Origin of the sequence: Legionella shakespearei DSM 23087 (assembly GCF_000373765.1) — a bacterium.
GTDB classification, from domain to species: domain Bacteria; phylum Pseudomonadota; class Gammaproteobacteria; order Legionellales; family Legionellaceae; genus Legionella; species Legionella shakespearei.
Map to the genome: position 1 here is coordinate 117,356 of NZ_KB892381.1, position 12,828 is coordinate 130,183.

The following is a 12,828-nucleotide window of genomic DNA, read 5'->3' on the forward strand; positions in this document are numbered from 1 at the left end:
TATATACAGTATAGAGTACATTTGTTTCGAATTCTTTACATTGTGAACGTTCACGATTTGATAACACCACGATTCGTTTGTAATGCTCTAGGCAAATCGGACATTTGTGTGTATAATATTTGCGCATTGATTTTTATTTGGATCACAATCTTGTCTAAATATGTAATAAAACCAGCTGAATACACTACCTGGCAATGGACTAAAACCATTGCGGCTCGCGTCCTTTTCCCACCTGTATTACTTTGGGATTTATCGAAAAAAGCCGTCAATGCGCTCCTTGGTGAAACAGTGGGGAGACTGGTTTTGCCTGCTCAGGATATCGATTTTTCCCGTGCACATATCAACAATGTCAGCGCTCTGGATAAAAAAAATTTAACCCATGAACGACACACCATTGTAACCTCTGACGGGGCTGAACTGGATACTCTGGAAATAAAGCATGCTGCCCAGAAAGACACAGAGGCTCAATATCAAAAATACATTATCAGCTTTGTAGGCAATGCCAGTGCCTATGAAAATACGATTGATGACATGCAAGGGGATGCTCAGGCTTTACAGTGTAATGTAGTCGGTTTTAATTTCAGAGGAGTAAATCACAGTAGTGGTCGTGCAAAATCAAAAGATGATTTGGTGACTGACGGAATTGCCCAGGTGCAGCGTTTGCTTGATCAGGGTGTTTCTCCACAAAACATTACTCTGAAAGGAAACTCTCTGGGGGCCGGGATTGCTTCCCTGGTAGCCCATCATTTTCATCAACAGGATAAACCGGTCAATATCTTTAATTGCCGTTCCTTTTCTTCCATTACCAATTTCCTGGTGGGACAGATTCGTACCTCTGACAGTGAAACAGGGCATCAGGAAAGCCTGGGCAAAAAGATTTTGGGATGGATATTAAAACCCATAATTAAAGTGCTTGTTTCTTTGACCCAATGGGAAATTGATGCGGAAAGCGCGTTTAAAGCAATTCCGGATGAATATAAAGAATATATTGTGGTCCGAACGAATAAGGCAGGCCGGAATGAGAGTGTCCTGGATGATCCGGTAATTCCGCATTATACATCCATTCATGCCGCGTTAAAGGATGAGCGCCAAGCGAAAAAAGCAGAACTTGATACGCTTATTAAAGCAAAGCAAGAGGCAAAAAAGCAAAATGGGGCGGATAATACGATGGAACTGGATAAGGAAATTGCGGCTTTAGAATCAGAAAGAAATCGATTTAAAGAACGAAAAATGATTAATAATCACCCATATGAACCTAATGGGCATATCGTGAATCTGGAAGAGCTCATCAACCATAACGGTAAAACGGGACACACCTTTTTCCGCGAGTTTGTCCAAGCTGCCAATGAGCGTCATGCAATCAAACCTGTGATGAGCCCTCAAGGATAAATTCTCTTGTAGCCCGGTCGCTGCCCGGGAATGGCACAGTTCCGTAGCCCGGTCTGCTCGCAGCCGGGATCGAAGTAGCACCATCCCGGCTGCAAGCAGACCGGGCTACAAAAACATTTTAAGTAGCTGCCATTCCCCGATCCACGTCGTCCTGAACACTTACTAATAATCTTCCCAGTCCACTTTCTTCTTTAATATCTCCTTGCTCAGTTAGCCAACCAAGATTTTGCATTACTCTTAATGTTCTGAATCCTGTTTTTTTGGTAAAACAACTTTGTGCATGTGATAATAACTCTTCTAAGGTTATATGTTCAAAATTCACATTGCTTCGTGCAAAAAAACCATATAATCCACAAAAAGAAGCTTTATCCCTGCTTAACTGTTCCTGGTACGCTTGTTTAAATACACTCAATGCTTGTTCTTTATTTGTAAAAATACTACCAGGAAACCAAACGTTTTTAAGTTGGGCTAATGGAATCTCTAATGTTACTGGAATAGACTGTGATGGATGTTGTGCATAAAGCATCGATTCGCTTTTAAAATCATGACGAGTAATTGCATGAGAGATTAAAGAAGCAATTAATTTACCCCCTTTTTCGCTTGGCTCTATTTGAGATTTATAAGAATCACTATCTCGATAATCAAAACTGCTTGATAAGTCAATAATAGCAAAAGACTCTTGACTCATCTGTTTACCAAGTTCATTAAAAATGTTTCGATAAATTTTTGCCATTAGCTCTTGTAATAAGTGTATTGCTTCTCGCTGTCTTTCGTTATTTAACCCAAATAAGGAATAATACTTAATTTGTATATATGATAATAAGCCCTTGGAAACTGACTCTTTACGACTGAGTTTATCCATCAGGAAATAAATAAGATAGGGATCGCTTTTTAAATAAGGAGTGTATTGAAGTACAAGACTTAATTTTGCATTTGGTTGTACTTCTTTAATTTCTTCCACAACTCGGACATAGTTACTTGTTATGCGAGCAATCAGTTGATTAATGGCCTGTAATCGAGCTTCAGGTTCCATAAAAATTAACTCACTTAATTCAACACGAAAATCATTACCGAGAACACTTAAAACAATATGCTCTACGTCCTGTTCTTTTTTTAAGGTTTCAAGCGGTTTAAAATACTCATGAGTATGTCGTGGTGATATTACTTCAAAATCCTTATACTCACCGTATAAAATGGAATTAGTGGTAAATCCATCTACAGCATAATTAATCACTTGCATATTGCTTAATATACTCGACAAATGGTCAGTTACAGTAAGCTCATTTTGCACCCAATAATAATTATCAAGCGTTGAATCTCCTAATAAGATGACTTTAGGCATAAGGATTAAACTCTAAATTATCCAAAAGAGAGATATTATACTTTATTGTGCATTTTTGTACAATATTTATTCATTTTGAGGTTGAATAAATACTTAGATCGACGAAGGTAGTGAGGTAGTACTAATTTGTTCTTGTAATGGTTCTTCTTGCTCCAATACTATTGATTTGTTTCTCTCTTTAATCGATGAGAATCGTTCAACGGTCTTATCAGTTTTAGAGCGATAATTGTCCAAAATGGATTCATTCTGGATTTTTTCTAGTTCAGAGACAGTGCTTTTAATTTTTTCTTTAGCTTCACTTTCAAAGCCTAACCTATTTGCCAGGCTCCTAAAAAATTTGACAACACAATTTGGGTTGTCGTGTATTCTATCATGAACAAAAGAAAAGCTTTTTTCCAGGTAAGCCTGCATTCCAGGATTCTCGAACTCAATATCCAGATGCTCGTCTTCAGCATATGTTTTACACGCTTCAGTCGCTTGACTAATAAACTCCTGTTTATTTGGGGTTGTATGAGCTAATTCGAGTAATTGCTCATAAAATATTACCCCTGGACTTTTCACACTTTTAAGCTCGACTTTATCATACAGTTGTTTTTGATTTACCAATTTTTTCAAGAAAGAAGATTGGTTTACTTGCTCTAAACATCCTTCTTTTTTGAGTAAATCTATTAAACGTTGAGGAGGAACTCTTTCTAATCGTTCCCTTTCAAGAGGGATTCTTATGATATTATCTGAGGATTCTATAACGCCCTCTTTCACCATTTGTTCATGTAATGATTCATTCGTTTCATATATTGCTGCAACGACACTTTTTGCAACAAACTCAGAACAAATCATTTTATCTTTTATCTGATATTCTCCTTTTCCATACATAGCGTCATGCACCTCTCGCCTATCAACCGCATCTTTATCATGATGTCCTCCATACAATCCAAAATTAGCCCATCCAGCCTGAAATCTTGCTGCTTTATCATTTTTTACACCTTCAAAACGTTCTTTTGACTCAACAAGTAGCCTTTGAGCATTCTCTTTGAATTGTTTTCTGACTTCTTCTTTCCAATCCAAACCCTTTGCTTTATAGTGATTCTCTAATTTTTCTTGCATCTCAGGTGAAATTAACCTGGTTACATCTACTCGGAACGTGTCACTTATTGCTATATCAACTACTTTAACCCTATCTGTTTGATGCTCTCCCCAAATATGAGAAAAAGTAGGTTTGTTTGTTTCTGGATCTATATACACTTGTGCAGCATGCCCATATTTTGAAATAAATGTATGTGTTAAGGCAACTTCTCTATCTGCTGATTTATTTTTCAAAGCAAGTGATTTTTTCGAATGGTTCATCACTAAATCACCACTCTCCAACATAGGTTCATCTGCTATTTTTTCTTCTATTTTTCCTATTATTTCTGCTGCATGAGTAGCTTGTTCATGAAGTTTTTTCAATTTACTACTTGATTCAATTAATCCTAGTGAATCAAGATTATCAAGAATGGGTTTGAGTTTAGCCAGATCATCTAATCTGCCTAACTCAAATAAAGTTAATTGGCTTTCTAAATCCAGAGCCTCTCCTTTCTCCATTACCTCTAGTGCTTTCTCAGATTTATCAAGAAGAGCATCGTTCAATTTAAAGAGTTTTGTTTTAAACATTAAATATTTCATATCTGGAATGGTAAGCTGATATTTCTCGATAAGAGGATGTTTCTCTTTTTCAAATAATCCCACTCGTTTATTTAAATCCATGTTACCAATATTTTTCTCAATCATCATAGAAAGCTCAACCCGTTCCTGGTGACTGCATTCATCTTTGCTTGTAACAATCTTATGATACAAATAAATAAATCGATGTTCTTCATGTGTAAGGTGCTTACTTATTAAAGAGGGTTGGTTACTTCTCTGGCTTCTCTGAGAAAAACGCATCACTTTATCATGATCATCCAAAACTTGTTTTAATTGCTCGGGATCTTGATGGGATAAAATGTCACTTAATTTTGATGCATTTGATATTTTACTGCCTTCTGTTTCTATATATTTCTTGAAATTTAAATAAGAAATAATGGCATTCCTGGCATCAGTAGTTAAAGGTACTTTTAGTGCCTGTTTATCCAGATCCTCAATCAAATTTTGTGCTAATTTTTCCAAAATAATTTCTGATGTTTGTTTGGCAAATGGGCCGCCAGTAAAACTCGATCTAATTTGTTCAATAGTATTAAAATCATAGTAATCAGGTTTTATTTTACTAGTAGATTCAACTATTTTTTCTTGTAGTTTGTTTACTATTCTTATATTTTTATATAGTTCGGCTCCAAGGTCTCCTGCTGCGTTTTTTGTATCAGGTTTTGTTGCAAGTAAAGAAGAGTACGCCTGCATTTGATGGAGGCTCATGTCCTTAATTTTTGATATAGGTGGAAATACTATTTCAATTCGATCTTCGTGACCATTTTTAATTTTTTCAATAGCTTCCTCTTGTACCAGGATGGATGCTTGTGTCTCCGATAACAAACGTTGCATTGTTTCTGCAGTTTTGCTGGCAGGATCTTTTTGCTTTTGTAGATTTCTTTCGTAGGTTTGGGCTTTTCTTTTTAAACTTTCCAGGTTTTTTTCATAAGACTCTAAAAATAGATTAGCAACATCTCTATCAACCATTATTTTTTCAGGCTGAATTTCTCTATTTAAAGTTTGTTGTATATTGACTGTAAGTTTTTTCGAGTTTTCAATATTTTTAGCAGATTCATAATCGAATTTTTCTAAAGCAATCCTATGATTATTAACTGTTTTTTCAAAATGACTGGCGACTGCTTTTGTAATATCCTTTTGGGAAATGTCGCCATAAATTTCTTGTCCTTTAAGATTGGAATAGATATGTGAAGAAATTTTATCTATAACATCTATTATTTGTGTATCGGATTCAAGTTTGGTTATCGCTTCATATTGAGCATAGGGTAAAGTCTCTAAAAATTCTTTTATTTGGGAGTCATAATCACTGGTTCTTTCAATATATCCTTCTGCTAACAATATTTTCTCAGTATCTATAACTTTATTCTTATGAAACTCAATTAAATCATTTGCATTTGCTTTTAATTGTTCATAAGATTTTTGCTCAATCTTGCCAGAAGAAAACTCTTTTTCTAATTGTTTCAATCCTTCCTTAGTATTTACAACATGCTCAATATATTCTGCTCTTTGATTGAATAATTGTTGTTTTTTACTTGGTTTAAATATTTTAGATGTAATATCTACATAGGCTTGATGTACACTTGAAGCAAATCGGGCTAATAATCCTGGCTTTGTGTCTTTAATATGTGAATTAGCCCTTGATAAGGTACTCTCTAATTTTAAAGAGAAATCAAAAACTGATTGAGGCGTTTCAAAAAACAAATTTGAAGTGGGAAGGCTATAGCCGGATTCTTGAAGTGCTCCTCTAAGTTCAGGACTAATTCCAGCATTTATAATTTTCATTGTTGCAGTGCAGCAATTCATTTTTAAAGCATGGTATGGCACTACACCATTAGCTATTTCCCCCATCTCTTTAAGAATCTCTTTATAATCAAGGCTGAATTCTTGTTGATGTTCAGGATCGATTGAAAAGTGAATAATTTCGTCTGGACTTGCTCCGAATTCCACGCCCAAATCAGAAAGATCTTTACGCAAAGTACTTAGTGCAGCAGACATGCCGGACAGTTTTGATTGCAATTCTTCTATTGAATGGACTTCGTGAACGGCTAGAATTTCCTGAACTCTTTCTGAGCTTATATAAGATTGTTTTTGTTCTTCAGTTTTTAATTTTTGAAGATGCCCTGATATTTCCTTTACCTGCCATAATAAAAGCTCTTTTTCTTGCTCAATTGATTTCAACTGCTCCATTTTTTCTTTGGAGATTTTAATCTGTTCTTCAGTAAGACCAGCAAGATGTTGAATGTATTCTATTCCTGATGAACCTTTTATTTTTCCTATTAGACCATGCCATTCTGTTTCCTGATTTCCTAATATTTGTTTCCCTTTTTCTGAATATTGTTGAGGGATACCTTGTCCTTCTTCGATACGGTCTTTTGTCAAATCGAGCATTCGATGGTGTTCAGTTGTTTTTTTTGTGCTCACATCCCCCCAAAAACTGAAGTACACCTTGAAACAAGGTACTTCTACTGCTTCATAAAAGGGTTCTTTATCAATAGGGCGAGTGATTAGAGTTGTTGTCTCCTGGACTAAAAGTTTGTTATTTTTATTAACTTCCTTGATAAGTTGTCTGTTTTCTTCAGAGACAGGAATTACTAATTCAGCTGCACTATGTCCCGGGCTTCCCCCAAACAGCGTCCTGTTAATTGATTTTGAATAGCTGCCTTCTTTATAACCGGCATTCCAGGCTAATACTCTAAAATGAAACATATGTTACCTATAAATTCACTATGCCTTTTAGTAAATTATAGTGCAACTTTATCTTAAATTGAGCTTATTGGTTTTTTTTGTGGTGTCGTTTAGAGCAAATTAATTAACTGCTTTGCAGAATTCGCTCCAACTCTCCCTTGGCCTGACGGGCGAAATTGATCAAGTCTGTTTCTTTTTCAAAAAACTCGAATGATTGATACAGTGAGGCTTCGTCGTGTTTCTGGAAGGCTTGGGCTTTTTTCTCAATGTCTTCTGGCTTGTAATTCAGGAATTTCAATACTTCCTTAGTCATAGTCAGGGATGAATCAAATAATTCCCGTTTGAAATAATCCACTCCAGCTCTGTGTAGTTCATAAGCGTGGCGGCGGTTTCGTGCTCTGGCGAAAATTTTGAGATGAGGAAACTCCTGCTTGGCCAATTTTACTATGGCGAGATTCACATCAGCATTTCCTACGGTGACAATCAACAATTTGGCATGATCTGCGCCAGCACTTTTCAGAAGGTCAAGACGGTTAGCATCCCCAAAGTACCCTTTGTAACCGAATTTTCTCAACAGTTCGATTTGCTCCGGATTTTTTTCCAGAACAGTTACTTTTACATGTTCGCCATTTAAAAAGCGGCCAATGATTTGGCCAAAACGACCGTATCCGGCGAGAATGATTCCATTCTTTTCATTAATGGCATCATAGTTGTGTTTGGGGAGCATGCTCATTAATTTGGGCACCACAAATTTATGGTAGAGGAGCATTAAAAAGGGAGTCGCAAGCATGGACAAGGCAACTACCAAAGTAAAAAATGCGCGCGTATCTGCCGAAATCACCCTGGATTCACTGGCATATTGAAAAAGTACAAAAGCGAATTCGCCCCCCTGAGAGAGACCTAAGGCAAAACCAATGGTCTGGATATTGGTTAGCGAAAAAGAACGGCCCAGGCAGAATAAAATAGCTGCCTTGCAGAGCATTAATCCTAAAACCGCAGCAATAATGAGTGTCATCTGTTGCGACAACAGATTAAAATTCATGCCCATGCCTACGGAAATAAAAAATAAGCCGAGCAATAATCCTTTGAAGGGTTGAATGTCTGCCTCAACAGTCCGTTTGTATTGTGAGTTTGCCAGCACTACACCCGCGATAAACGCGCCAAGTGCCGGCGAGACGCCTATGGATTCCATGAGTAAGGTAATTCCGACAACCAAAGCCAGGGAAAAGGCGGTAAATACTTCAGGTAAATTGGTTTTGGCAATAATTAAAAACAAATGACGAGACAAATAATGTCCGGTCAAGATGACAGCGCCTATAACGCCGGTGACCAGCAAGGCATGCATCCATTTAGGCATGTGATCGGTAAAGACAGCCTCATGTGTATTGATAACGCCTGCATGTTGTGCCAGAAGTGGCATGATGATCAGAATCGGGATAACGGCGATATCCTGAAATAACAAGACCGCAAAGGAAGTTTCACCCTCTGCGGTTTTCAACAGGTTTTTTTCCTGCAGCATTTGCAGAACCAGCGCGGTGGAAGACAAGGCCAGGGACATGCTGATGGCAAAGCTGGCTCGCCAGTCGTAGCCCATTAATACCCCAATTGCGGTCAGTGCCGCTGTAGTAAGGATAACCTGAAGACCGCCAAGGCCAACGATTAATTTTCGGAGCTTCCAGAGCATGGCTGGTTCCAGTTCCAAACCAATTAAAAACAGCATCATCACCACGCCAAATTCAGCAAAATGCATGATTTGTTCGGCATTGCCAATCAGTTTAAAGCCAAAGGGGCCAATCAGTATTCCCACCACAAGATAGCCCAGCACCGATCCCAGTTTAAAGCGGCTGGCTAACGGAACCATGATACTTGCTGCTGCAAGAAAGATAAAAACATTTAAAAGCAGGTGTTCATTCATGATGCAAACCCAATGACGATGTATTATTTTTCGTGACAGTTTTTAAATTTTTTACCACTGCCACAGGGGCAGGAACTGTTACGGGCGATTTTTTGTTTGTAATTCTTTCCGGGTATTTGTCTGTTTACCCCGTCAACATAAAACCAGGTGTCCTGTTCTTTATGAAATTCGCTGAGTTCATGAATTTCCTGCACCTGGTTACGGTCAAGAAAGGTAGCTCTAAACTCTACAAAGCCCTTGGCAGGTGTTTCCTGATAAGATTGGATTACTTTCAAACCAAGCCAGACCAGTCGTTCGGCCCAGGTTTTTGCTTCTGGCTGATTGAAGCCAAGCAGCGCTTTTCCTTTCATGGTACTGGTAATATACTCAATTTTGGCTAAACTGTATGCAGTATATCTTGAACGCATCAATTGCTCAGGTGTTTGTGGTTTTTGCGCTTTATCCAGGTATAATCCACAACAGTGTTCGTAAGCGTTTTGTGAACCACAGGGACAAAGTAACATAGGCTGCCTGTCAATGATTTAAGTCTATTGGATTATACTCAAGATGCCTGAAAGTTCAATCTTTGGGAAGGGACCCACCATGATGACATTATTTCAGTTTTACCGAATTTGGGGATTACCGAATGCCAGTCCTTTTTGTATGAAACTGGAAACCTATTTACGTATGGCAAAACTGCCTTATGAAAACAAATTTGTTAATGATCCGCGGAAAAGCCCTAAAGGAAAATTGCCTTGCCTTAAGATAGATGGGGTGCTGTATCCTGACAGTGAGTTCATTATTGATGCCTTAAAAAAACGCTTTGGTGATGAACTGGATAAAGACTTATCACCAGAAAAAAAAGCTATAGCTCAATTGGTTGATCTTGCCTGTTGCGAGCGTTTGTATTGGGTTTTGGTTTATCTGCGTTGGCAGGAACACTCCGGTTGGATGCACCTTAAAAAAACCATGTTTGGCAAATTGCCCTTTGTTTCCCGATTATTGATACCCAATATGGTGCGCAAACAGACTATTAAAGCGTTGTATTGTCAGGGAATAGGGCGGCACAGTATGCTGGAAGTAGTTGCATTAGGCATCAAAACCCTGGATAGCCTGGCCGTTATTTTAGGAGACAAACATTATATTCTGGAGGATAAGCCAACCAGTATTGACGCTACTGCTTTTGCCTTTTTAGCGAATGTCATCTGGTCTCCTGGAACGAATCTTTTGCAAGAACACGCGTTGAAATTACCCAATGTAGTCGCTTATTGTAATCGGATGTGGGATGAATATTATCCGGATATGGTGAAGCCTGAATCCTGATCCGATACGTATCGTCTTCCAATCCATCCTGTCACCCGGATCCCCGTCGTCCTGAGCGCGTCTTTTGGCGCGAAGGATCTCCCGAACGAAGCATGGTGCCAATATTTGGAGATCCTTCGCGCCAAAAGACGCGCTCAGGACGACGTAGATCGGAGTAATACAATGATGTGAAAAGAGCCAGTTGCAGAGTTCCGCCGTCCCGCGGCTCGTCCGCGGGATCCAGGAATGTCACTCTGAGCTTAGATCTCTGGATCCCGCGGACAAGCCGCGGGACGGCGGAGTAGTGCTTAACTTGATGGCAGTGAATCCTGATCCTACTCCGCATCGTCTTCCAATCCATCCTGTCACCCAGATCTACGTCGTCCTGAGCGCGTCTTTTTGCGCGAAGGATCTCCAAATATTGGCACCATGCCGCGCTCAGGACGACGTAGAGCGTTTCATACATACATTTTCCACAGATAATTTGATACACTGTTCTCAATCTTCACAGCAGAGTGACTAATGAACTCGTATTTATTGACGCAAAGCATTGAGCAGATTGATCAACAGAATAGTATCCATGATTTGGAATCGGGTAAAATCCTGTTTTTCCCGGGGCACTATTTTGGTTCAGTTGATTCGTCTTTAATGTCCGAATCCATTTTGCACAAAACGCATAAAAATGTCAGTTATGATTACAAACGCAGCAAACTGGGTGTCTACAATCAAGCCATTGCTGGCCTTGATGGGCAATTGACCCAATTAATGAGCAGTTATGCTGAATTTGCTTTGCAATTAATCCAGAGCGCGTTGCCTTCCTATGTTCCGCATCTGCAATGGGGAAGAACCAGTTACAGGCCCGCACAAATCAATGAGCGGGCTACATCAAGACGCAAAGATGATACGCGCCTTCATGTGGATTCCTTCTCTGCAAGCCCGGTCAATGGTTTACGCATTTTACGAGTATTCTGTAACATTAATCCTAATCAGGAACCGAGAGTCTGGCATGTTGGGGAACCTTTTACCGAGGTATTGAATCAATTTGCCCCTAGAATAAGATCTTATAGCAAACTGACGGCACGCGTGTTGAAACTGGTTAAAACGACCAAGACTCTGCGTTCCCCTTATGATCATTACATGCTGCATTTGCACGATAAAATGAAAAGGGATGATCATTATCAGGCCAAAGCGAATAAAATCCGGATTGATTTCCCCTCACAAAGCACCTGGATAGTGTTTACCGATCATGTGTCCCACGCTGCATTGAGCGGACAATATCTTTTGGAGCAAACCTTTTATCTGCCTGTGAATAAAATGGCAAATCCGGAGGTTTCACCCTTGTGCGAGTGGCAGAAATTCAGGCCTGAATTGGAGTGCAAACAAGGTTAAGTGTATTGAACATGGCAGTTTGTCGCTCGGTTTTCACGTTGTCCTGAGCTGATGTATCCCCACGAAAATGATTTATTTATGAGCACTACATTACCTAAAGAAAACCGAGCCGCGACCGTAAGGGAGCGGAAATTTTGGATGTACACCTAATGAGTAATCAATAATGGAGTGCATCGAACTGTTCCGCTCCCTTACGGTCGCGGCTCGGTTTTTGTATTTTTTATTGACGTGGATCGGGGAATGGAAAGAGGTGTAGCCCGGTTTGCTTGCAACCGGGGATTGTGCTACTTCGATCCCGGCTGCAAGTAGACCGGGCTACAGCAACCGGGACAGCAATTAGATACAGCAGATCGATTTGCGAGAATTTTTTGTTTTAGCCTGGGCCTCTATTGCGATAGCCTTCTTCTCTTTCTATGACCTGACCTACTTTTTTGTCAGTCTCACGCATTTCGCGGATGGCATCTTTAAACTTTCCTTGCCCCAGACATTGGACGGATTTTTTGACTCCGGCTTCACTCTTTTCCCTGATCAAGTCAGCAGAATTGGGAGAGTCTTTAGCAAATCCTTTGGATTGCGCATAGCGAACCGCATCTTCTTTTGAAGTGGTCGCTTTTTCAGATGAAACAGTTACCTTATCAACCACATAGTCTGCTGCTGCTTTGTAAGTTGCTGAAACCGATGCAGCAGTTGAATTGTATGTCTCCGCTGCTGTTTTCCACAAATCGCTTCCCCAATTCATCCAATTTTCTTTATGCTTTTCATAGGCAGTGGCATTTTCGGCCTTTCGTCCTGCTTGATCGGAACGTCTGTTCATCGCTTCACGGCTGTAATCAACGCCTTCCTGTCTTTTCTTGCCCCGCAATTCATATTTTTCAGCCATTTGATCCATATATGCCTGATGGCTTGCTCTCGTACCAGCTCTATGCACATCTCTTGCCTGATCTCCCTCCAGGAGCGTGCGCCTGCCAGTTGCTGCAATTTTTTCATCTCTGGTTCTTCTATCGACCATGGCAGTCTCCTGAATTAGTGATAAAATGATGTTGAGTAATAGAGATACTCTGCATTAATTTAATTATAGATCAAAAATTAGTCTATGTGATTTTTTTATTAACTCTTGGCTATGCCCTTTACAGGAAACGGAAAGTACGTC

General features: G+C 39.4%; 8 protein-coding genes. 3 read left to right on the plus strand and 5 right to left on the minus strand.

The features are described 5' to 3' along the window. Positions 1–150: 150 nt before the first annotated feature. Positions 151–1,389, plus strand: a complete 1,239-nt coding sequence (locus B094_RS0100485; RefSeq protein ID WP_018575828.1) for an alpha/beta hydrolase family protein — start codon at positions 151–153, stop codon at positions 1,387–1,389. Between the two features lie 118 nt (positions 1,390–1,507). Here the strand turns inward: B094_RS0100485 and B094_RS0100490 are convergent, their stop codons facing one another. The 4 genes from B094_RS0100490 to B094_RS0100505 form a co-directional block, all read right to left on the minus strand. Further along, on the minus strand, positions 1,508–2,731 hold the full coding sequence (locus B094_RS0100490) for an SGNH/GDSL hydrolase family protein (RefSeq protein ID WP_018575829.1): 1,224 nt from the start codon (positions 2,729–2,731) through the stop codon (positions 1,508–1,510). A 93-nt stretch (positions 2,732–2,824) separates the two neighbouring features. Beyond that, positions 2,825–7,114 (minus strand): hypothetical protein, encoded by a 4,290-nt coding sequence (locus B094_RS0100495; protein ID WP_018575830.1) that lies wholly within the window; start codon positions 7,112–7,114, stop codon positions 2,825–2,827. Between the two features lie 103 nt (positions 7,115–7,217). Further along, positions 7,218–9,008, minus strand: coding sequence for a monovalent cation:proton antiporter-2 (CPA2) family protein (locus B094_RS0100500; protein ID WP_018575831.1), 1,791 nt, complete (start codon positions 9,006–9,008; stop codon positions 7,218–7,220). Positions 9,009–9,031: 23 nt separating this feature from the next. After that, the gene (locus B094_RS0100505) at positions 9,032–9,511 is read right to left on the minus strand and encodes a YchJ family protein (protein ID WP_018575832.1); all 480 of its coding nucleotides are present in this window, start codon (positions 9,509–9,511) and stop codon (positions 9,032–9,034) included. Between the two features lie 79 nt (positions 9,512–9,590). Here B094_RS0100505 and B094_RS0100510 point away from each other — a divergent pair, with 79 nt between their 5' ends. Further along, the gene (locus B094_RS0100510; RefSeq protein ID WP_018575833.1) at positions 9,591–10,310 is read left to right on the plus strand and encodes a glutathione S-transferase family protein; all 720 of its coding nucleotides are present in this window, start codon (positions 9,591–9,593) and stop codon (positions 10,308–10,310) included. Between the two features lie 501 nt (positions 10,311–10,811). Next, entirely contained in the window at positions 10,812–11,678 is an 867-nt protein-coding gene (kdoO, locus tag B094_RS0100520) for a Kdo hydroxylase KdoO (protein WP_018575835.1), read from the plus strand. Positions 11,679–12,051: 373 nt separating this feature from the next. Here kdoO and B094_RS0100525 read toward each other — a convergent pair whose 3' ends face one another. Then, positions 12,052–12,687 carry a hypothetical protein gene (locus B094_RS0100525; RefSeq protein ID WP_018575836.1) on the minus strand — a complete coding sequence of 212 codons (636 nt, stop codon included), beginning with the start codon at positions 12,685–12,687 and terminating at the stop codon, positions 12,052–12,054. Positions 12,688–12,828 lie beyond the last annotated feature (141 nt).